19 protein-coding genes are annotated in these 21885 nt (G+C 70.0%); 9 read left to right on the top strand and 10 right to left on the bottom strand.

All coding sequences use genetic code 11. The annotated features are described in order from the left end of the window. The first annotated feature begins 83 nt into the window (after positions 1-83). Positions 84-392 carry a DUF6343 family protein gene (locus tag KCH48_RS20075; protein WP_210575946.1) on the top strand — a complete coding sequence of 103 codons (309 nt, stop codon included), beginning with the start codon at positions 84-86 and terminating at the stop codon, positions 390-392. Positions 393-407: 15 nt separating this feature from the next. Here KCH48_RS20075 and KCH48_RS20080 read toward each other — a convergent pair whose 3' ends face one another. The 5 genes from KCH48_RS20080 to rpsA all read right to left on the bottom strand — a co-directional run bounded on the left by KCH48_RS20080 (position 408) and on the right by rpsA (position 4505). After that, the gene (locus KCH48_RS20080; protein ID WP_210575948.1) at positions 408-788 is read right to left on the bottom strand and encodes a tetratricopeptide repeat protein; all 381 of its coding nucleotides are present in this window, start codon (positions 786-788) and stop codon (positions 408-410) included. A 118-nt stretch (positions 789-906) separates the two neighbouring features. Then, positions 907-1512 carry a dephospho-CoA kinase gene (gene coaE, locus KCH48_RS20085; protein WP_210575949.1) on the bottom strand — a complete coding sequence of 202 codons (606 nt, stop codon included), beginning with the start codon at positions 1510-1512 and terminating at the stop codon, positions 907-909. Positions 1513-1551: 39 nt separating this feature from the next. Then, positions 1552-2490: a PAC2 family protein gene (locus KCH48_RS20090; RefSeq protein WP_210575952.1), complete on the bottom strand. Its 939-nt coding sequence runs from the start codon at positions 2488-2490 to the stop codon at positions 1552-1554. Positions 2491-2628: 138 nt separating this feature from the next. Further along, complete coding sequence (locus KCH48_RS20095; protein ID WP_210576017.1) at positions 2629-2775, bottom strand: hypothetical protein; 147 nt, start codon at positions 2773-2775, stop codon at positions 2629-2631. Positions 2776-2996: 221 nt separating this feature from the next. Beyond that, the gene (gene rpsA / locus KCH48_RS20100) at positions 2997-4505 is read right to left on the bottom strand and encodes a 30S ribosomal protein S1 (protein ID WP_210575955.1); all 1509 of its coding nucleotides are present in this window, start codon (positions 4503-4505) and stop codon (positions 2997-2999) included. A gap of 542 nt (positions 4506-5047) precedes the next feature. On the opposite strand from rpsA, the gene KCH48_RS20105 reads away from it, so the two are divergent. Both KCH48_RS20105 and hrpB read left to right on the top strand, forming a co-directional pair. Further along, the gene (locus KCH48_RS20105) at positions 5048-5683 is read left to right on the top strand and encodes a class I SAM-dependent methyltransferase (RefSeq protein WP_374104695.1); all 636 of its coding nucleotides are present in this window, start codon (positions 5048-5050) and stop codon (positions 5681-5683) included. A gap of 4 nt (positions 5684-5687) precedes the next feature. Beyond that, positions 5688-8174, top strand: a complete 2487-nt coding sequence (gene hrpB, locus KCH48_RS20110) for an ATP-dependent helicase HrpB (protein WP_210575957.1) — start codon at positions 5688-5690, stop codon at positions 8172-8174. Here the strand turns inward: hrpB and KCH48_RS20115 are convergent. From KCH48_RS20115 to KCH48_RS20125, 3 genes are all read right to left on the bottom strand, one after another. Beyond that, positions 8164-9156: a DUF3068 domain-containing protein gene (locus KCH48_RS20115; RefSeq protein ID WP_210575959.1), complete on the bottom strand. Its 993-nt coding sequence runs from the start codon at positions 9154-9156 to the stop codon at positions 8164-8166. The two genes, hrpB and KCH48_RS20115, sit on opposite strands and share 11 nt — an antisense overlap. Positions 9157-9177: 21 nt before the next feature. After that, positions 9178-9312 (bottom strand): SPW_0924 family protein, encoded by a 135-nt coding sequence (locus KCH48_RS20120; RefSeq protein WP_155055294.1) that lies wholly within the window; start codon positions 9310-9312, stop codon positions 9178-9180. A 169-nt stretch (positions 9313-9481) separates the two neighbouring features. Next, on the bottom strand, positions 9482-11212 hold the full coding sequence (locus KCH48_RS20125; RefSeq protein ID WP_210575960.1) for a lytic transglycosylase domain-containing protein: 1731 nt from the start codon (positions 11210-11212) through the stop codon (positions 9482-9484). A gap of 318 nt (positions 11213-11530) precedes the next feature. Between KCH48_RS20125 and KCH48_RS20130 the strand changes: the two genes are divergently transcribed. Beyond that, positions 11531-12370 (top strand): DUF4184 family protein, encoded by an 840-nt coding sequence (locus KCH48_RS20130; protein ID WP_210575961.1) that lies wholly within the window; start codon positions 11531-11533, stop codon positions 12368-12370. On the opposite strand, the gene KCH48_RS20135 is transcribed toward KCH48_RS20130, so the two are convergent. Further along, complete coding sequence (locus KCH48_RS20135; RefSeq protein WP_210575963.1) at positions 12306-12710, bottom strand: hypothetical protein; 405 nt, start codon at positions 12708-12710, stop codon at positions 12306-12308. The genes KCH48_RS20130 and KCH48_RS20135 overlap by 65 nt on opposite strands. A gap of 218 nt (positions 12711-12928) precedes the next feature. Further along, positions 12929-15655: a DNA polymerase I gene (gene polA, locus KCH48_RS20140; RefSeq protein WP_210575967.1), complete on the bottom strand. Its 2727-nt coding sequence runs from the start codon at positions 15653-15655 to the stop codon at positions 12929-12931. 175 nt (positions 15656-15830) lie between these two features. On the opposite strand from polA, the gene KCH48_RS20145 reads away from it, so the two are divergent. The 5 genes from KCH48_RS20145 (at position 15831) to KCH48_RS20165 (ending at position 21881) form a co-directional block, all read left to right on the top strand. Further along, positions 15831-18110, top strand: a complete 2280-nt coding sequence (locus KCH48_RS20145) for an FdhF/YdeP family oxidoreductase (protein ID WP_210575970.1) — start codon at positions 15831-15833, stop codon at positions 18108-18110. A 47-nt stretch (positions 18111-18157) separates the two neighbouring features. After that, positions 18158-18625, top strand: a complete 468-nt coding sequence (locus tag KCH48_RS20150) for a PaaI family thioesterase (protein WP_210576012.1) — start codon at positions 18158-18160, stop codon at positions 18623-18625. Between the two features lie 62 nt (positions 18626-18687). Next, a complete protein-coding gene (locus KCH48_RS20155) occupies positions 18688-19368 on the top strand; it encodes a hypothetical protein (RefSeq protein ID WP_210575973.1) in 681 nt (226 codons plus the stop codon). A gap of 225 nt (positions 19369-19593) precedes the next feature. After that, a complete protein-coding gene (locus tag KCH48_RS20160) occupies positions 19594-20820 on the top strand; it encodes a branched-chain amino acid ABC transporter substrate-binding protein (protein WP_210576014.1) in 1227 nt (408 codons plus the stop codon). Between the two features lie 131 nt (positions 20821-20951). Continuing rightward, a complete protein-coding gene (locus KCH48_RS20165; protein WP_210575975.1) occupies positions 20952-21881 on the top strand; it encodes a branched-chain amino acid ABC transporter permease in 930 nt (309 codons plus the stop codon). The last annotated feature ends 4 nt before the right edge of the window (positions 21882-21885 follow it).

A 21885-nucleotide genomic window follows, 5' to 3' on the forward strand; every position in this document is an offset into this window, starting at 1 on the left:
TCTCCCCCTCCTCGGGCAGCTGATGAGCTCTTTGGTGAACGTCCGTACCGAGGAGTACGTTGCAGACAGGAGTAGTGATCCCGATGCGTACGGGCAGTGAACCGGCGACCGCGCGCAGTGCACTGCGGGCGCGCTTCTGGCTGAGCGCGTGGGGCCTGGTCTGGGCGGTCTTCGGCACGGTCGCTTTCGCGCTCGCCGGACGACCGGGGTGGGCGATCGCCTGCGGGGTGCTGTGGCTGGTGATCACCGTCGACATGGCGCTGATCCTCCGGCACATCCGCCAGGGCCCGCACTACCAGCCGGGCCGCGACATCCCGCCGTACCGACCGCCGGACCAGCAGTACCCGACCCGACCGCACCAGCGGCGCCCGCCGGACCGGCAGCCCCCGTGACCGGCTGCCGGGCACTCACCCGTCGAATTGTGCCGCCTTGATGTACTCCGGGTTCGGGTCCAGGGCGGCCGCGAGCCGGAAGTGGCGCTTGGCCTCGTCGTGCCGTGCCTGGCGCTCATAGGTGCGGGCGAGGGCGAAGTGCGCGAACGCGTTGTCCGGTTCACGCTCCAGGACGATGGTGAACTCCAGCTCGGCAGGCCGCAGTTGCGCGGCCGCGAAGAAGGCACGCGCGCGTAGCAGCCGTGCGGCGGTGTTCTCCGGGTGCGCCGCGATCACTGGGTCGAGCAGTTTCACCGCGCCCCGCGGGTCCCGTGCGGCGAGCAGATGCTCGGCGGCACGGAAGTCGATGACATGGGTCTCCGGAGTACGTCCGGTCGATCCGCTGGTCTCGGGCACGGCACAGTCCTTCCCTCACTCAACGGGTTCAACGCCCGCAACAGGGCCGCGATTCCGCGGTCGTATCACCGAGCGGCGCCTTGGCGCGACGATCGCCGAAACGTCCTGCGCAGGGCGGCTACCGCGACGCCTGCGCCCGTCCGACGAGATCCGCCCAGACCTCGCGCACGCGTGCCTGAAGCTCTTCCAACGGTACGTCGTTGTCGATGACGATGTCCGCGATCTCCAAGCGCTTCTCCCGGGTGGCCTGCGCGGCCATACGCGCGCGTGCGTCCTGCTCCGTCATGCCGCGCAGCCGGACCAACCGGTCGAGCTGGGTCTCGGGGCTCGCGTCGACGACGACCACGACGTCGTACAGCGGCGCGAGGCCGTTCTCCGCGAGGAGCGGGACGTCGTGGACGACCACGGCGTCCTCGGCGGCGGCGCTTTCGAGTTCACGGGAGCGCGCGCCCACCAGGGGGTGCACGATCCCGTTCAGCACGGCCAGCTTGTCGGGGTCGGCGAAGACGATGGAGCCCAGCTTGGGCCGGTCCAGGCTACCGTCAGCGGCGAGCACCTCCGTGCCGAAGTCCTCGACGACCGCCGCGAGCCCGGGAGTTCCCGGCGCGACGACCTCGCGCGCGATACGGTCCGCGTCGATGAGGACGGCACCCTGCTCCACGAGCAGCCGTGACACCTCGCTCTTGCCGGCGCCGATGCCACCGGTCAGGCCCACTTTCAGCATGACCGGCAGCTTAGGGCCTGCCACTGACAGGGCACCCGGTCAGGTGTCGCCCTCCCGCTCCGCCAGGAAGCGCTCGAACTCCTGCCCGATCTCGTCCGCCGACGGAATGTCCATGGGTTCGGCGAGCATGTTGCCCCGCGTTTCGGCGCCCGCGGCGGCGTCGTACTGGTGCTCCAGGCCCTGGACGAGAGCGACCAGTTCCTCGTCGCCCTCCTGGATCTGCCGGTCGATCTCCGTCTGCGTACGGTAGGCGTCCGTGCGCAGGGAGTGGGCGATGCTGGGGAGGACCAGTCCGGTCGCTCCCGTGATGGCCTCCAGGACGGTCAGGGCGGCGTCCGGGTACGGGGAACGCGCGATGTAGTGCGGCACGTGCGCCGCGACGCCCAGGACCTCGTGTCCGGCTTCCATGAGGCGGTACTCCAGCAGCGCCTCCGCGCTGCCCGGCACCTGTGCCTCCTCGAACGGGCTGGTGTGACCGGGGACCAGGTCGGTGCGGCTGCCGTGCGGGGTGAGGCCGACGGGGCGGGTGTGCGGGACGCCCATGGGGATGCCGTGGAAGTTCACGGCGAGTCGCACGCCGAGGCGCTTCACGATCTGCTGCACGGCCGCGGCGAAGCGCTCCCACTCCACGTCCGGCTCGGGTCCGGACAGCAGCAGGAAGGGCGCACCCGTCGCGTCCTGGACGAGCCGCACCTCGATGCCGGGCACCTCGTAGTCGGTCCACTTGTCGCGCTGGAAGGTCAGCAGCGGCCGACGGGCACGGTAGTCCACGAGCCGGTCGTGGTCGAAGCGGGCGACGACCTGGTGGGGCAGCGAGTCGAGGAGCCGGTCGACGATCTGGTCGCCGGTTTCGCCCGCGTCGATGTAACCGTCGAAGTGGTAGAGCATGACAAGGCCGGCCGACTCCTGTGCCAGCGCCACGTCGACGACGGCCAGGCCTTTCGGCTCCCATGCGTACAAACCCTGCGGATCAAGCACTGTGACCGCTCCTCCTCGTGTTCGTACTGCACAACACAGCCCAGGACACGGGCATTCCCACCCGTGTCCCTGATCAGGCCTGTCTCATCGCGTTTTCATGCGGCACTGCCGGCCGTGGTCGAGCGCCGTCCCAGTGGTTCACGAGGACAGCACGCGCGCGTGGAGGGCTGTTACGGCCTTCCGGGCGGAGGTGAACGCGCCGCGCTGCCAGGCGTCGGTGTGGCTGAGCCAGTCGCCGGCGAAGCAGACGCGGCCGGTGGGCGCCGGCTCCCCTTGTCCGATCATGAATGACCGGGGAAGCCTCCCAACGACCGGTTACGACCCCTCAGTTACTTGTGTATCCCGCACGTTTCTGCAAGCGTCCCGGTGATGCCCTCAGGGGCGCGGGGAACTGCGCGACCAGCCACAGCGGACCCGCAGCCGAACAACGACCGCACAAGACTGAGGGACCGCACCTCGAAAGGTACGGCCCCTCAACTAACCGCTATGCCTCAGCGGGCCAGCGTTCAGCTCTGCCCACCCGCCAGCTTCTCCCGCAGCGCGGCAAGCGCCTCGTCCGAGGCCAGCGCACCGGAGTTGTCCGGGCCCTCGGAGGAGTACGAACCGCCGCCGCCACCACCGGACGCGGCCGGAGCCGCACCCGCCGTGTCGCCGCCCTCGGCCGCGGCAGCGGCGTCGGCCTCGCGGGACTTGATGACCTGCTGCTGGTGCTGCTCGAAGCGCTGCTGCGCCTCGGCGTACTGGCGCTCCCACTCCTCGCGCTGCTTCTCGTAACCCTCGAGCCAGTCGTTGGTCTCGGGGTCGAAGCCCTCGGGGTAGATGTAGTTGCCCTGGTCGTCGTACGACGCGGCCATGCCGTACAGCGTCGGGTCGAACTCGACCGAGGCCGGGTCGGAGCCGAAGGACTCGTTGGCCTGCTTCAGGGACAGCGAGATCCGGCGACGCTCGAGGTCGATGTCGATGACCTTCACGAAGATCTCGTCGTTGACCTGGACGACCTGCTCCGGGATCTCCACGTGGCGCTCGGCCAGCTCGGAGATGTGGACCAGACCCTCGATGCCCTCGTCCACGCGGACGAACGCACCGAACGGAACCAGCTTCGTGACCTTGCCGGGCACGACCTGGCCGATCTGGTGGGTGCGGGCGAACTGCTGCCACGGGTCTTCCTGGGTCGCCTTCAGCGACAGGGAGACACGCTCGCGGTCCATGTCGACGTCGAGGACCTCGACGGTGACTTCCTGGCCGACCTCGACAACCTCGGAGGGGTGGTCGATGTGCTTCCAGGACAGCTCGGAGACGTGGACCAGACCGTCGACGCCACCCAGGTCCACGAAGGCACCGAAGTTGACGATCGAGGAGACCACGCCGGAGCGGACCTGCCCCTTCTGGAGGGTCGTGAGGAACGTCTGGCGGACCTCGGACTGGGTCTGCTCGAGCCAGGCACGGCGGGACAGGACCACGTTGTTGCGGTTCTTGTCCAGCTCGATGATCTTGGCCTCGAGCTCCTTGCCCACGTACGGCTGGAGGTCGCGAACGCGGCGCATCTCGACGAGGGAGGCCGGCAGGAAGCCACGGAGGCCGATGTCGAGGATGAGACCACCCTTGACGACCTCGATGACGGTACCGGTGACGATGCCGTCTTCTTCCTTGATCTTCTCGATCGTGCCCCAGGCACGCTCGTACTGAGCGCGCTTCTTGGACAGGATCAGACGGCCTTCCTTGTCCTCCTTCTGGAGAACAAGGGCCTCGATCTCATCGCCCACGGCGACGACCTCATTGGGGTCGACGTCGTGCTTGATGGAGAGCTCGCGGCTCGGGATAACGCCTTCGGTCTTGTAACCGATGTCGAGCAGGACCTCGTCCCGGTCGACCTTCACGATGACGCCGTCGACGATGTCGCCGTCGTTGAAGTACTTGATCGTCTCGTCGATCGCGGCGAGGAAGGCTTCCTCGTTACCGATGTCGTTGACCGCAACCTGCGGGGTGGTGGCGGTGGTCTCGGTGCTGCTCGTCATGTGGGAAAGGGCTCCGGTACGGACATTGAAGTCGTAGGTACTGCTTACGCCGGGAGCCCGTTTCGCTCTGCAGAAGCCGGACAGCCTAGGAAGCGCCACCGAAACCACTGGTGGCGCCTCGACAACCGAGGGGACATACAACAGATGCGAGCGCAGCCTGCTACGTCTGAGGAGCGCAGGCCCGCAGCGCAACTTGTAGCATACGGGGGCAGCCGGACAGGGTCAATGCGCGAAGGCGCACACCCGGGGCGGATCGCCGCAATCCCGGCACAATACGTGTCCCTTGAGGCCACGCATGGCCCAAGGCACCCCTCGCGTGACACCACCGCGGCGGGGTTGGACGGAAGAGTACGACGAGGGAGCCGATCATCCAAGAGCCCGAAGCGTTCGAGCCGGAAGCCACCCGACGTGATGCCTCAGTCACGGAGAGCGCCCGGGCAAACCGGGGCTGGTGGGACCGCAACGCGGACGAATACCAGACCGAGCACGGCACATTCCTCGGGGACGACCGTTTCGTCTGGTGCCCTGAAGGCCTCGACGAGGTGGAGGCGGAGCTGCTCGGCCCGCCGGAGGAGCTGAAGGGCAAGGACGTCCTGGAGATCGGCGCTGGCGCGGCCCAGTGCGCGCGCTGGCTGGCCGCCCAGGGTGCCCGCCCGGTGGCCCTGGACCTCTCCCACCGCCAGCTGCAGCACGCACTGCGGATCGGTACCGCGTTCCCGCTGGTGCAGGCGGACGCGGGCGCCCTGCCCTTCGCCGACGCCTCCTTCGACCTGGCCTGCTCGGCGTACGGGGCGCTGCCGTTCGTCGCCGACCCGGTGCTGGTCCTGCGGGAGGTCCGCCGGGTACTGCGCCCCGGCGGCCGTTTCGTCTTCTCTGTCACGCACCCGATCCGCTGGGCCTTCCCGGACGAGCCCGGCCCTGAGGGGCTGACCGTCTCGTCCCCCTACTTCGACCGCACTCCGTACGTCGAGCAGGACGACGACGGCCGCGCGGTGTACGTCGAACACCACCGGACCCTCGGCGACCGCGTCCGGGACATCGTCGCGGCGGGCCTGCGGCTGGTGGATCTGGTCGAGCCGGAGTGGCCGGAATGGAACACCTCGGAGTGGGGCGGCTGGTCGCCGCTCCGGGGGAATCTGATCCCGGGGACGGCGATCTTCGTGTGCGTACGAGACTGAGTGCGTGATCCGTTACGACGCCCTGGACGCGCTGCCCGTACGCGGCGCCCTGGCCGCACTGGACGGCGCCCTGGAGGCGCACGGCACCGCGGTCCTCGTGGCACCGCCCGGCACGGGCAAGACGACCCTCGTGCCGCTCGCGCTGTCCGGACTGCTCGGGGATGGCCCCGTACGCCGTGTGATCGTCGCCGAGCCGCGGCGGATCGCGGCGCGGGCGGCGGCCCGGCGGATGGCGTGGCTGCTGGGCGAGAAGGTCGGGCAGAGCGTCGGCTACACCGTGCGCGGGGAGCGGGTCGTGGGGCGGCACGCGCGCGTGGAGGTCGTCACGACCGGGGTGCTGTTGCAGCGGGTGCAGCGTGACCAGGAGCTGGCGGGCGTGGACGTGGTGGTGCTCGACGAGTGCCATGAGCGGCATCTGGACGCGGACACGGTGGCGGCGTTCCTGTGGGACGTACGGGAGACGCTGCGGCCGGAGCTGAGGCTGGTGGCCGCGTCCGCGACGACCGACGCGCAGGCGTGGGCGCGACTGCTGGGCGGGGCGCCGGTGGTCGAGGCCGAGGGGGTGTCGTATCCGGTGGAGGTGGTGTGGGCGCCACCGGTGCGTCCGGTACGGCCGCCGCACGGCATGCGGGTCGACCCGGCGCTGCTGGCCCATGTGGCGTCGGTGGTGCGGCGGGCGCTGGCCGAGCGGCCCGGGGACGTGCTGTGTTTCCTGCCGGGGGTCGGGGAGATCGCGCGGGTGGCCGGGCAACTGGGCGGCCTGGGGGATGTCGAGGTGCTTCAGGTGCACGGGCGGGCGCCGGCGGCGGTGCAGGATGCGGTGCTGTCCTCCGGTGTGCGGCGCCGGGTGGTGCTGACGACGTCCGTGGCCGAGTCCTCTCTGACGGTTCCCGGCGTGCGGGTGGTCGTCGACTCGGGGCTGGCGCGCGAGCCGCGGGTCGATCACGCGCGCGGGCTGAGCGCGCTGACGACGGTACGGGCCTCGCATGCGGCCGGCCGGCAGCGGGCGGGGCGTGCCGGGCGTGAGGCGCCGGGGGCGGTGTACCGGTGCTGGGCGGAGGCGGAAGACGCGCGTCTGCCGCGTTTCCCGTCGCCGGAGATCAAGGTGGCCGACCTGACGGCGTTCGCCCTGCAGGCGGCGTGCTGGGGCGATCCTGAGGCCTCCGGACTGGCGCTGCTGGATCCTCCGCCGGGTGGCGCGATGGCGGCGGCGCGGACCGTGCTGTCGGCGATCGGGGCGGTGGACTCCCACGGGCGGGCCACGGAGCGTGGGAGGCGGTTGGCGCGGCTGGGCTTGCATCCGCGGCTGGGGCGGGCCCTGCTGGACGCCCCCGGTGGGGGCGCGGAGGTCGTGGCGTTGCTCTCCGAGGAGGTGCCGCGGGACTACGGGGATGATCTGGTGGCCGCGTTGCGGGCTGCCCGGCGTGGCGGTGACGCCTACGCGGGACGGTGGCGGACGGAGGTGCGGCGGCTGCGGGCCGCTTCGGAGGGGGTTTCCCAGCCGTCCGCCGGTGACTCCGACGACCGTCTTGTCGGGCTGGTCACCGCCCTCGCGTTCCCCGAGCGCCTCGCCAAGGCCGACGGGGCCTCCTATCTCATGGCGTCCGGGACGCGTGCCGAGCTCGGGGAGGGGAGTGCGCTGCGGGGTGCGGCCTGGATCGCCGTCGCCGCGGCGGACCGGCCCGTGGGCAAGGGGCACGCGCGCGTGCAGCTTGCCGCCGTGGTGGACGAGGACAGGGCACGGTCGGCTGCCGCCTCGCTGTGTTCCGAGGGCCAGGAGGTCCACTGGGCCGACGGGGACGTCGTCGCCCGGAGCGTCGAGCGGCTCGGGGCGATCGAGCTGGCGGTGCGCCCGCTCAAGAGCCCCGACCCCGTCCTCGTACGCGATGCCCTTCTCGACGGGCTGCGGCAGGAAGGGTTCGGCCTGTTGCGCTGGTCCCCCGATGCCGAGGTGCTGCGGCAGCGGCTCGCCTTTCTGCGACTGCGTCTCGGTGAGCCGTGGCCCGATGTCCGCGATGACGCGCTGCACGCGCGCGTGGAGGAGTGGTTGGAGCCGGAGCTGGGCCGTGCGCGGCGCCGTGCGGACCTCGCCCGTATCGACGCCGGAGCGGCGCTCGCCCGCCTGCTGCCCTGGGCCTCAGGTGACGCCGCGCGGCTCGACGAGCTCGCGCCCGAGCGGATCGCCGTACCCAGTGGGTCCAGAATCCGGATCGACTACGTCAACCCCGAGCAGCCCGTGCTCGCGGTGAAGTTGCAGGAGATGTTCGGACTTCAGGAGTCGCCGAGCCTCGCCGGTGTGCCGGTGCTCGTGCATCTGCTCTCCCCCGCCGGCCGGCCCGCCGCCGTCACCGCCGACCTCGCGTCCTTCTGGCGGGACGGCTACAAGGGCGTACGGGCGGAGCTGCGCGGCCGGTATCCGAAGCATCCGTGGCCCGGGGACCCGGCCACCGCCGAGCCGACCCGGCACACCAACGCCCGGCTCAGGCGCTGACCGGCTCCGGTGCCGCCGTTTCCACTCCCGCGGGGCCGGCGGGGCGGCGGCTGCGGGCCTCCAGGTAGAGGGAAAGGGACAGCAGCAGGGCGCCGAGGAAGAGGAAGCCCCACGGCAGGTACGACGTCATCAGCAGGACCAGGGTGCGGTTGGACTTGACCAGGTCGACGGTGGAGTCGATGTAGTCCTCGCGCATCTTCACGTGCCCGGCGAACGCCGTCACCTTGTCGCGGTCGCCGAGCAGGGTGCCGCCGCGGAGTTCCTCCTTGTGGATCTCCTCGCCGTAGACGGGCGCGCCGGTCAGCGGTTCGACCCAGAACTTGCGGACGGTGGTGTACCAGCGGGTGGTGCCGGTCTTGGCGACCGATTCCGGTGTGATGCCCTGGACCGGCATCGTCTTGGGCATCGACACCTTCGTCCACGGAATCGTCTGCTCGAAGTAGTAGACCTCGACGCCGCGGAAGTCCTGCGTGCCCTTGTAGTGGATCGGCGCCGTCACGCGCGCCTGCGCGTCGAAGTACTCGTAGTCCCGTTTCTCCGTCATGAACGGCCATTTGAACTCGATGCCGTCCCGGCGCACCGGGTCGCCGTCGACCATCTCGCCCGTCGCGTGGACGGGTTCCTGGGTGTGGGCGTCGAAGATGTAGCGCTCAGGGATCTTGGAGACCATCTTGCCGTCGGGGCCGACGACGTAGGACAGCCCGTCCCAGACGACGACGTCCTTGCCCGCGGTCTTCTCGATCTTCTCGGACTCCTCCACGTTGCCCTTGAGGGTCTGCACGATGGTGACCTTGGGGACCTTGCGCGCCTGCATGGTGCCGTAGTCGAGGAGGGTCGCGTCCTTCGCCTCGAGGACCATGTCCTGGTACTGGTTGGGCGGGATCTTGGCCAGGCGCGGGAAGGCGTACCAGCGCAGCAGTGGGGACAGCGCCGCGAAGAACACGGCGAGGGCGAGCAGGATCAGGCTGGCCTTGCGGCGCATCTCGGCCTCCCTCCCGGGTGGTCAGGGGTGTGCGGGCACCGTTGTGAGGAGCGGCTTCGGGGAGGTCTCGCCGGTGGGTGAGCCCAGCGCCGTGATGGTGAGCACGAGGGCGAGCGCGACGGCGAGACCGGTCGCGGCGGCGATCAGGGCGCGCATAGGGACGCCTCCCGACGGGCGGAACTGATACATCGTCAGGTCCGGCACCGTAGCAACGGGCGGGCGAGATGAGAACACGTTGCACACACAACGACGGCGCCCCCTCGGTGCAGGGGCGCCGTCGTCGTCGTAGAAAGCCGTGTGGAGTTGTGGGATCGAGTACGAGGGGCTACGCGCTGGGGCTCGCCGACGGGCTCGGCGAGGACGTCGCCGCGGCCTTCTCCACGGTCAGCATGACCGTGAGCGTCGCCCCGCCCGCGGTGTCGATGCGGAGCAGGAACGTGCCGGTGGTGTCGTCCGCGTAGAGCTTGGGGAGCTTCAGCAGCCCGTTCCCGTCGGTCTTGAGACCGGTCAGGGTGCGTACGGTCTTGCCGTTCGCGTCCTTGAAGTAGGGGCCCTTGTCGTTCTCGGTCGGGTCGAGCACCGACTTGATCAGGGTGGCGGTGGCGGCGACCTTGTCCGCGGCCTCGCCCCGGTACGTCGCCTTCACCTCGACCTGCTCGGCGAACTCGCCGCCCGCCGGGCAGGTCAGCGCGGTTGCGCTGGTGCGGGTGAGGGCGCTGGCGACGCGTTCGGTGACGGTGGCCGTGTAGTTGACGGCGCTGACGGAGCGGCCGACGACGGTGGCGCGGACGGTGAAGTCGCCCGTCTTCTCACCGGCCTTCAGCGCGGGTGCGACGGCGACACCGGAGGCGTCGGTGGCGACCGTGGCCACGCTCTCGCCGCCGGTGAAGGTGGCGTCGGTGTCGCCGGTGATCGTGAAGCGGATCCTGACCTTGCCGACCGCCTCGCCGTCGTCGGTCTCGGCGCGGGTGCTGATCTTCTGGATGAACGTGTCGCCGGCCATCGCGGTGAGGTCTGCGGTGCCCGCGTCTTCCAGGTGATCCACCGTGTCGGTGGGGGTCGGGTCCGGGGTGTTCGGGTCGCTCGGGGATTCCGACGGCGGCTTGGGGCTCGGGCTCCCGGAGCCGCCGTCATTGTTCGCGGGGGGCTTCGGGCTCGGATTGGGCGTGCCTGGCGTGCGCGGCGGTGTGGGCGAGGGGCTGGTGCTCGCCCCGCCGTTGCCGGTGTCGCTGCGGTCCCTCGGCAGCGTGCCCGTGCCGTCCGGGACCTCGTGCGTGCCCTTGCGGTAGTACTCCAGCCACGACAGGACCAGGTTCAGGTAGTCCTGCGAGTTGTTGTAGCTGAGGATCGCGCTGCTCAGGTCGGTCTCGGTGGACAGGTCCCAGCCGTAGCGGCACAGGTAGTGACCGGCGGCGAGCGCGGCGTCGTAGATGTTGTTCGGGTTCTTCTCGCCGTCGCCGTTGCCGTCACGGCCCGCCCACGACCAGGTGGACGGGATGAACTGCATGGGTCCGACGGCACGGTCGTACGAGCTGTCACCGTCGTACACGCCGCCGTCGGTGTCGCTGATGTTCGCGAAGCCGTTGCCGTTGAGCTGCGGGCCGAGGATCGGCGAGAGGGTGTCGCCGGCGGAGTTGACGCGGCCGCCCCGGGCCTGGCCCGACTCGACCTTGCCGATGGCGGCGAGGAGTTCCCAGGGCAGGTTGCAGCCGGGCTTGGACGCCCGGAGCGACGCCGCCGCCTGCTTGTAGGCGTCGAGGACGGTGGCGGGTATGCCCGCCTCCGCCGCGCCTCGGGCGGCGGGGCTGCCGATGGTCGGCGTGGGGCTGGGGGTGTTGAGCGGCGGCAGGTCCGTGTAGTACGGCGAGTTGCCGGTCGCGCTCTCCGCAAGTGGGTCAGTATCGGGGGTGGACTGGGCGTCGCCGGCGGTCCGTCTGCCGGAGTCGTCGACGGTGACGCCCGGCGCCTGGGACGCGGACAGCGCTGCGACCGCCAACGCGGCTGCGGCCGTCGTTGCCGCACCTGCGCGCAGCCTCCTGCCGAATTGCGCCGCCATAAGGTGAATCCCTCCCGTGGGCGCTCCGCGCCCCTTCTCCGACTGCTGTGCTCGTCCTGAGGGACGATCGGCCCGCCGCCACGGTTGCCCTCACGGGGCCCGCCGGTGTTCTGTTGATGGGGTCGGCCACGCCCCTGGGAATGCCGACTCAGGTGACCCTACGACAACTTGCTTTCCACGTGCACCCGTTCGAGCCGGGTCTTAACCGGTTGGCCATATCTCGTTGGGCCACTACGACTGCGCCGGTCATCCCGCATACTGGACGTCGATGATCAGCGGGACCGGCAGGTCCGTCAACGTCCGTCGCGAGGGATGCAGTTGCCGTTCACGCTGAGCCATGCGGCGGCCGTGCTGCCCGCCATACGCACCGACGGAACCGGCCGTGGCCGACTTGTGCCGGCCGTCCTCGTGGCCGGTTCCTTTGCGCCCGACATGACCTATTACGCGGCGAGTGTCCTGCCCGGAGCGATGGAATTCGGCGATGTCACCCACTCGTTCGGCGGCGTCTTCACCGTCGATGTGGTGGTCGCCTGGGTCCTCGTGGGGCTGTGGCTGCTGATGCGTGAGCCTCTGGTGGCGCTGCTGCCGCCGAAACGGCAGGCCAGGGTGGCTTCCTTGGTGCGCTGCGGGGTGCCACGCGCGCGTGTCCGGCCGTCCCTGGTGGCGCGGTGGTACGTCTCCGCCGCGCTCGGCGCGCTGACGCATGTCGTGTGGGACGCGTTCACACATCTCGACCGGTGGGGGATGCGGCTGTTTCCCGTCCTGGGCGAGGAGGTGGCCGGCTCGCCGTTGTACTGGTACCTGCAGTACGGCGGCTCGGCGGTCGCCGCGGTCGTGATCGCCGTGTTCGTGGCTTACGCGCTGCGGCGGACTCCGTCGGTCGAGCCGGTGGGGGTGCCTGTTCTGTCGGTGCGGGACCGGTGGGTGGCGGGTGCGGTGATCGGCGGATGTGCGGGCGTGGCCGCCGTGGAGCGGGCGGTGGGCTGGTGGGCCTACTGGGGGTCCATGGCGAAGCCGTGGGAACTGATTCCGGCGTTGTGCTTCGGGGCCGGCGCCGGGCTGGTCCTGGGGCTGCTGCTGTACGCCGTCGGCGTCAGGGTGTGGCGCGGGTCCCCGGCGGTTCCGGAGCGGAGCCGGAGCCGTCCGGCCGCCCGCTGACGGTGGACGCGGTCGCGATGAACACGGTGACGGTCTGTCCGGGGCGTGACCGTGGCAGCCGGGAGAGGACCAGGGCCAGGTAGCTGCGGGCCAGGTCGGTCCACAGGCGCCAGTCGGGCGTGTGCCCCGGCTGTACGGCGGGCCGCTCGCTGCCGCTGAAACGGTGCCGGAGCCTTGTGGCCGCCCCGCGCAGGGCCGCCGGGAGGTCGGTGGGGATGCGGGCGGTGCTTGCGGCGGCCGAGAAGACCGGGACCGGTGGGGGCGGCGGGGGCGGGGTCGCGTCGGCGTTCGCCTGCGCCAGTGCCCATGCCGTCCGGCGGTTGAGCATGCGTATACCCATGCGGGCATCTTTACGGGCTCGTGGGGGTGGGGGCGTTTTCGCGGGGGCCACGCGAGTGACGGGGCCTTTGGGGGTGGCCGGGTTCCTACGCGTCTGCCGGGTCGCGGTTGTGTTGGGGCTGCGGGTGGTTTGTGGCTGGTCGCGCAGTTCCCCGCGCCCCTTTTGGGGCGTTGCAGTCCCGCCTGCTTAACCGCACGGCCAGCCACTCGGCTCAATCGCTAGTGCGCTGCCGACTCCCAGTCCGGGCCTGCGCCCACGGAGACGCCCAGGGGGACGTTGAGGTGGACGGCGTTGGCCATTTCGTGGCGGACGAGTTCTTCTGTGGCGGCGCGCTCGCCGGGGGCGATCTCCAGGACGATTTCGTCGTGGACCTGGAGGAGCATGCGGGAGGTGAGGCCGGCTTCGCGCAGGGCCCGGTCCACGTTGAGCATGGCGATCTTGACGATGTCGGCGGCGGTGCCCTGGATGGGGGCGTTGAGGGCCATCCGCTCGGCCGCCTCACGGCGCTGGCGGTTGTCGCTGTTGAGGTCGGGGAGGTAGCGGCGGCGCCCGAAGAGGGTCGCCGTGTAGCCCGTCGCCCGTGCCTCGTCGACCGCGCGGCGCAGATAGTCCCGTACGCCGCCGAAGCGCTCGAAGTAGGCGTCCATCAGGGCTCGGGCCTCGCCCGCGTCGATGTTCAGCTGCTGGGAGAGGCCGAAGGCGGACAGGCCGTACGCCAGGCCGTACGACATCGCCTTGATCTTGCGGCGCATCTCCGCGTCGACCGCGGTGGGCTCGACGGCGAACACCTGCGAGGCGGCCGTGGTGTGCAGGTCCTCGCCCGAGGTGAACGCCTCGATCAGGCCCTCGTCCTCGGAGAGGTGGGCCATCACGCGCAGCTCGATCTGGCTGTAGTCCGCGGTCATCAGGGACTCGAAGCCCTCGCCGACGACGAAGCCCCGGCGGATGGCCCGGCCCTCGTCGGTGCGGACCGGGATGTTCTGGAGGTTGGGGTCGGTTGAGGACAGGCGGCCTGTCGCCGCGACCGTCTGGTTGAAGGTGGTGTGGATACGGCCGTCCGCCGCGACCGTCTTGATCAGGCCCTCCACGGTGACCCGCAGCTTGGCCTGCTCACGGTGGCGGAGCATGATCACCGGCAGTTCGTTGTCCGTCTGGCCGGCGAGCCATGCCAGCGCGTCGGCGTCGGTGGTGTAGCCGGTCTTGGTGCGCTTGGTCTTGGGCAGGGCCAGCTCGCCGAAGAGGACTTCCTGGAGTTGCTTGGGCGAGCCCAGGTTGAACTCGTGCCCGGCCGCCGCGTGCGCCTCCTTCACGGCCTGCTGCACGGCGCCGGCGAACATCTGCTCCATGGCCTCCAAGTGGGCCCGGTCGGCGGCGATGCCGTGCCGCTCCATGCGGGCCAGCAGCGCGGACGTCGGCAGTTCCACGTCCCGCAGGAGGTCCGCGGCGCCCACTTCCTGGAGCCGCTCGCCGAAGGCCTCGCCGAGGTCGAGGATCGCGCGGGCCTGGACCATCAGGGCGTCGGCCTCGGCGCCGTCGTCCGTGCCGAAGGCGAGCTGGCCGTCAGCCGCGGCGGCCGGGGCCAGCTCTCGGTGCAGGTACTCCAAGGACAGCGCGTCCAGGTCGAAGGAGCGGCGGCCCGGCTTGACCAGGTAGGCGGCGAGCGCGGTGTCCATGCTGACGCCGTCGACGGTCCAGCCGTGCTCGGCGAAGACACGCATCGCGCCCTTGGCGTTGTGGAAGACCTTGGGGCGGCCCGCGTCGGCCAGCCAGGCGGCGAACGCCGTCTCGTCGGCCTCGTCCAGCTGCGAGGGGTCGAACCAGGCGGCCGCTCCGCCGGGCGCCGCCAGGGCCACCTCGGCGACCGAGCCGGCGCCGAGCGCCCAGGTGTCGACGGTGGCGATGCCGAGCGTGTCGGTACCGTGCTCCGTCAGCCACGGGGCGAGCTCGCTCGTGGAGAGCACCTTGCCGTCCAGCTGGACGCCGTCCGTGGTGATCGGGGTCGTCTCGGCCTCCTCGGCGCCGGGGTCGACGGCGAAGAGACGCTCACGCAGCGACGGGTTGCGGATCTCCAGGGTGTCCAGCACCATCGCGACCGCCTTGCGGTCGTACGGCGCCCGCTCGAGGTCCGTGACCGTCTTCGGCAGCTCCACCTGCCGCTCCAGCTCGGTGAGCCGGCGGTTGAGCTTGACCGCCTCCAGGTGATCGCGCAGGTTCTGCCCGGCCTTGCCCTTGACCTCCTCAACGCGCTCGACCAGGTCCTTGAAGGAACCGAACTGGTTGATCCACTTCGCGGCGGTCTTCTCGCCGACGCCCGGGATGCCCGGCAGGTTGTCGGAGGGGTCGCCGCGCAGGGCCGCGAAGTCGGGGTACTGCGCGGGCGTCAGGCCGTACTTCTCGAAGACCTTCTCCGGCGTGAACCGGGTCAGCTCGGAGACGCCCTTCGTCGGATACAGCACCGTGGTGCGGTCGGAGACCAGCTGGAAGGAGTCCCGGTCGCCGGTGACGATCAGCACGTCGAAGCCGTCGGCCTCGGCCTGGGTCGCGAGGGTGGCGATGACGTCGTCCGCCTCGAAGCCGTCCACCGCGAAGCGCTGCGCGTGCATCGCGTCGAGCAGCTCGCCGATCAGCTCGACCTGGCCCTTGAACTCGTCCGGGGTCTTGGAGCGGTTCGCCTTGTACTCCGTGAACTCCTCGGAGCGCCACGTCTTGCGGGAGACGTCGAAGGCCACCGCGAAGTGCGTGGGCGCCTCGTCGCGCAGCGTGTTGGCGAGCATCGACGCGAAGCCGTAGATCGCGTTCGTCGGCTGGCCCGTCGCGGTCGTGAAGTTCTCGGCGGGCAGCGCGAAGAACGCGCGGTAGGCCAGCGAGTGCCCGTCCATGAGCATCAGCCGCGGGCGGTCGCCGCCGGGGGTGCTGTCGGTCTTCTTCGATGCTGTTTCTGCCACGCCCCGATCCTGCCACGCCCCACTGACAGTCGGGACCGCGGTGACTTCGGTCCCCGACGAAACCCGGCGCCGGCGATCTCCACAAACCCGACCGCAGGCGTTGTCAGCGGCGCGTGCGAGGATCGGAGAGGTACCTCACACACGCAGTGGCAGCAGTCGTATAGGAGAGCGTGCGATGGCAACGAAGCCGCCCCAGGGTGATCCGGTTCAGGACGCGCCGCAGGTCGCCGAGCCGCAGCACGCGGCGGCGGGGCTCCCGGCCATCGGGCACACCCTGCGTGTCGCCCAGCAGCAGATGGGTGTGAAGCGGACCGCGCTGACCCTGCTGCGCGTCAATCAGAAGGACGGCTTCGACTGCCCGGGCTGCGCATGGCCGGAGCCGGACCACCGGCACAAGGCGGAGTTCTGTGAGAACGGCGCGAAGGCGGTCGCCGAGGAGGCCACCCTGCGCCGGGTCACCCCGGAGTTCTTCGCCGCGCACACGGTCGCCGACCTCGCCACCCGCTCCGGCTACTGGCTGGGCCAGCAGGGGCGGCTGACGCACCCCATGTATCTCCCCGAAGGGGGAGATCGCTACGAGCCGGTCACCTGGGACCGCGCCTTCGACATCATCGCCGAGGAGCTGAAGAACCTCGGCTCCCCCGACGAGGCCCTCTTCTACACCTCCGGCCGCACGAGCAACGAGGCCGCCTTCCTCTACCAGCTGTTCGCCCGCGAGTTCGGCACCAACAACCTGCCGGACTGCTCCAACATGTGCCACGAGTCGTCCGGCTCGGCGCTGTCCGAGACGATCGGCGTCGGCAAGGGCAGCGTCCTGCTCGAAGACCTCTACCAGGCGGACCTGATCATCGTCGCCGGCCAGAACCCCGGCACCAACCATCCGCGCATGCTCTCCGCCCTGGAGAAGGCCAAGGCCAACGGCGCGAAGATCATCAGCGTGAATCCGCTGCCCGAGGCGGGCCTGGAGCGCTTCAAGAACCCGCAGACCCCCCAGGGCATGCTCAAGGGCGCCACGCTCACCGATCTGTTCCTGCAGATCCGCATCGGCGGCGACCAGGCCCTGTTCCGCCTGCTCAACAAGCTGATCCTCGACACCGACGGCGCCGTCGACGAGGACTTCGTCCGCGAACACACCCACGGCTTCGAGGAGTTCGCCGAGACCGCCCGCGCCGCCGACTGGGACGAGACGCTCACCGCGACCGGTCTCGAGCAGCGGCAGATCGACGAAGCCCTCCGGATGATCCTCGCCTCCGAGCGCACCATCGTCTGCTGGGCCATGGGCCTCACCCAGCACAAGCACGCCGTGCCGACCATCCGCGAGGTGGTCAACTTCCTGCTCCTGCGCGGCAACATCGGCCGCCCCGGCGCGGGCGTGTGCCCGGTGCGCGGCCACTCGAACGTGCAGGGCGACCGCACCATGGGCATCTTCGAGCGCCCCGCCCCCGCCTTCCTGGACGCCCTGGAGAAGGAGTTCGGCTTCGCACCCCCGCGCGAGCACGGCTACGACGTCGTACGAGCCATCCGCGCGATGCGCGACGACAAAGCGAAGGTCTTCTTCGCCATGGGCGGCAACTTCGTGTCCGCCTCCCCCGACACCGACGTCACCGAGGCGGCGATGCGGCGCGCCCGGCTGACCGTGCACGTCTCCACGAAGCTCAACCGCTCACACGCCGTCACGGGCGCGCGGGCACTCATCCTGCCCACCCTGGGGCGCACCGAGCGGGATCTCCAAGGCAGCGGCGAGCAGTTCGTGACCGTCGAGGACTCCATGGGCATGGTGCACGCCTCCCGCGGCCGGCTGGAGCCCGCGAGCACGCATCTGCTGTCGGAGCCGGCGATCGTGTGCCGCCTGGCCCGCCGCGTCCTCGGTGACGCGTCCCGCACGCCCTGGGAGGAGTTCGAGAAGGACTACGCCACCATCCGCGACCGCATCGCGCGTGTGGTGCCCGGCTTCGAGGACTTCAACACGCGCGTGGCGCACCCCGGAGGCTTCGCGCTGCCGCACGCCCCGCGCGACGAGCGCCGCTTCCCCACGGCCACCGGCAAGGCCAACTTCACCGCCGCCCCGGTCGAGTACCCGCGACTGCCCGAAGGACGGCTGCTGCTGCAGACGCTGCGCTCGCACGACCAGTACAACACCACGATCTACGGCCTCGACGACCGCTACCGGGGCATCAAGAACGGCCGCCGCGTCGTCCTCGTCCACCCCGAGGACGCCCACGCGCTCCACATCCCGGACGGCTCGTACGTCGATCTCGTCAGCGAATGGCGCGACGGCGTCGAGCGCCGCGCGCCCGGCTTCCGCGTCGTGCACTACCCGACCGCGCGGGGCTGCGCGGCCGCCTACTACCCCGAGACCAACGTCCTGGTCCCCCTCGACGCCACCGCGGACACCAGCAACACCCCGGCCAGCAAGTCCGTCGTCGTACGTCTGGAACAATCGGCGACCGACTGAGCGTTTGCTCAGCAGATGTGACCGACGACGAAACGGAGCCGGGCCCCATGGGCGAACAGCAGCACGCGAAGTTCCCGCAAGAGGTCATCGACGAGTACGCCGCGCTCGGCGTCGACCTCGTCGCCATGTTCTCCGCCGGACACCTGGGCACCCGCATGGGAGTGGAGATCGTCGAAGCCTCCGCGGACCGCGTCGTCGGCACCATGCCCGTCGAGGGCAACACCCAGCCGTACGGACTGCTGCACGGCGGCGCGTCCGCCGTGCTCGCCGAGACCCTCGGCTCCGTCGGCTCCATGCTCCACGCCGGCAGCTCCAAGATCGCCGTCGGCGTCGACCTCAACTGCACCCACCACCGCGGCGCCCACTCCGGACTCGTGACCGGCGTGGCCACCCCCCTGCACCGGGGGCGCTCCACGGCGACGTACGAGATCGTCATCAGTGACGAAGACGGACGGCGGGTCTGCACCGCCCGGCTGACCTGCCTGCTGCGGGACGCCCCAACGCCCGCGGCCTGACCGGGTTTTCGGCTGGGCAACCGCCCCCGGCTCCTCTACCGTTTCCCCATGAGGCGGCCCTCATGACCGGAATCGGCCCCGTCGAGCCCGTCGACTCGCCGGGGTCCGAGGAGAATTGCCCCACCGTCGGCTCCGACCGGACACGGCTGGCGGAGCATTGGAGCGCGCGCTGGGCCCGGCTGTCGCCCAAGACCCGCAAAGCCGCCCTCGGCGCAGCGGCGATCGCCCTGGTCGCGGCGGGAATTCTGGTGCCGCCCGCCCTGACGCCGGAAGACCGCGCCAAGCCGCAGGAAACCCCCGTCCCCTGGCCCGCCAATGTCACCACCTGGCGCTACCTCGGACTGGCCACCCCCCACAAACCCGGGGCCACCAGCGGCCGTTTCCTGTTCGCCGTGACCGTCGACCACGGGCCGCCCGTCAGCCTCAAGGTCTCCGGCACCGCCTTCGACGGGCTCACCGCACACGCCGTGCCCTGGCCCTCCTTCCTCGTGCCCGGCGGAACAACCCTCCGGATCGCCGTCGAGATATCCGTATCCGACTGTTCGGGAGTGCCCCTCGATGCGGACCTTCCCTTTCTCGACGTAACGCTGCGTAACACGCGCGCAATACAGCACCACAGTTTCATCTTCGGGGGCGCGTACTCCCACGATCTTTCCCGGCTCCTTCGGGGCGCCTGCGCCCCGATACACCGGCAGCCGCCCGCACGGCCAACCGGAAGTGCAAGTTCTCAAAATGTGGACTGACCGGGGTGTCACCCAAAAGGGTTAACAGTCCCCTCCACCGAAGCGCGCACACCTGCACGTCATAACAAGAAAGTCACAAGCCAGCGCACGGCGATGCCGCCGCCCTCAAACCGGGCTTAGAGTCACGGCCAGTCACCGCTCCATCGGGAGTTCGGTACCAGCGCGGCACCCGCCGCCCCACCCGGGCGGACGTGACTGCGGAAAGGACTGATTGTGCGACGTTCCTTGGTGATACTTACCTCCGTCCTCGCGACCGGAGCTCTGACGCTCACCGCCTGCGGCTCCCGAGACGACAGTGGCGGCGACAGCAGCGACGGAGACACCACCACACTGACCATCGGCGTGGACGCCCCCCTGTCCGGCGAGAACTCCACCACCGGCCTCGGCATCCAGTACGGCGCCCAGATAGCCGTCGACGACGCCAACAAGAACAAGACCGTCCCCGGTGTCACCTTCAAGCTGAAGGCCCTCGACGACAAGGCCCAGCCCGCCACCGGCCAGTCGAACGCCACCAGCATCACCGGCGACAAGACCGCCGTCGGCGCCGTCGGCCCCCTGAACTCCGGCGTCGCCCAGACCATGCAGCAGGTCTTCGCCTCGGCCAACATGGTCCAGATCTCCCCCGCGAACACCGCCCCCGAGCTGACCCAGGGCAAGAACTGGCAGACCGACAAGAAGCGGCCGTTCAAGACCTACTTCCGCACCGCCACCACCGACGAACTGCAGGGCAGCTTCGCCGCCCAGTACGCCTTCAACAAGATCAAGAAGAAGAAGGCCTTCGTCGTCGACGACAAGCAGACCTACGGCGCCGGCCTCGCGAAAATCTTCAACGAGCAGTTCAAGAAGCTCGGCGGCCAGGTCGTCCAGACCGACCACGTCAACACCGGCGACAAGGACTTCGGCTCCCTCGTCACCAAGATCAAGAACTCCGGTGCCGACATCCTTTACTACGGCGGCCAGTACGACGAGTCCGCGCTGATCACCAAGCAGCTCAAGGACGCCGGCGTCAAGATCCCGCTGTTCGGCGGCGACGGCATGTACGCCTCCACCTACATCGAGGCCGCTGGCGCCTCCTCCGAAGGCGACCTCGTCACCGCGATCGGCGTCCCCGCGGACACCCTGCCCGCCGCCAAGACGTTCATCGAGACCTACAAGGCCAAGGGCTACAAGGGCGACTACGGCGCCTACGGCGCCTACGCCTACGACGCCACCACCGCCATCATCAAGGCTGTGAAGGCCGCCGCGGACGCCAACGACGGCAAGGTGCCCACCGACATCAACGCCCTGCGCTCCACCGTCGTCGACGAAGTCCAGAAGTCCGACTTCGATGGCCTCACCGGCAAGGTCTCCTTCGACGAGTACGGCGACACCACGAACAAGCAGCTCACGGTTTACCAGGTCGAAAAGGGTGCCTGGAAGGCTGTCGAGACCGGCACCGCCGACCTCGGCTGACCCGGGCCCCCAGCAGCAACAGCAACACACCACGGGCCGCGCGGAAGGGGACCCCGACCGCGCGGCCCTTGCCACACCCACCCCTGCACACGACCAGTGCACACGACCACCAGCGACATGGAGGCCATGCGGTGAACACCCTGCCGCAGCAGCTGGCCAACGGGCTGCTTCTAGGCTCGATGTACGGGCTGATCGCCATCGGCTACACGATGGTGTACGGCATCGTCCAGCTCATCAACTTCGCGCACGGCGAGATCTTCATGACCGGGGCCTTCGGCGCCTTCACGGTCTACTTCTACATTCTCCCCGACGGCACCGCGATGGCGATCGCCGTCCCCCTGATGCTGATCGGCGGCGGAATCGTCGCCGTCCTCATCGCCGTCGGAGCGGAACGGTTCGCCTACCGACCACTGCGCGGAGCACCACGACTGGCACCGCTCATCACTGCGATCGGTCTCTCCCTGGCCCTCCAGGAAGTCGTCCGCAACTTCTACCCAGGCGCCGACCGCGCCATCTCCTTCCCCGGCCTCGACACCTCCCACGACATCGGCTCCGTCACCATCAAGGACGCCGACATCTTCCTGATCCTGGCCGCCATCGTGTGTATGTCCGCCCTGGCCTTCTTCGTCCGCAAGAGCCGCACCGGACGCGCCATGCAGGCCACGGCCCAGGACCCGGACACCGCACAGCTCATGGGCATCGACACCAACCGCATCATCGTCATCGCCTTCGCCATCGGCGGTTTCTTCGCCGCGGTCGCCGCCGTCGCCTACGGCCTCAAGTACGGCAACATCGACTACCGCATGGGCTTCCTCATGGGCCTCAAGGCCTTCACCGCAGCCGTCCTCGGCGGCATCGGCAACATCTACGGCGCCATGCTCGGCGGCCTCGTCCTCGGCGTCGCAGAAACCCTCGCCTCCGCCTACATCGACGGCATCCCCGGCATGGACAAGCTCGGCGGCCAGAGCTGGGCCAACGTGTGGGCCTTCGCCCTCCTCATCATCGTCCTCCTCGTCAGACCACAAGGCCTGCTCGGCGAACGCGTCGCGGACAGGGCGTGATCAC

The sequence above is a fragment of the Streptomyces sp. GESEQ-4 genome (assembly GCF_017948455.1).
Classification (GTDB): Bacteria; Actinomycetota; Actinomycetes; order Streptomycetales; family Streptomycetaceae; genus Streptomyces.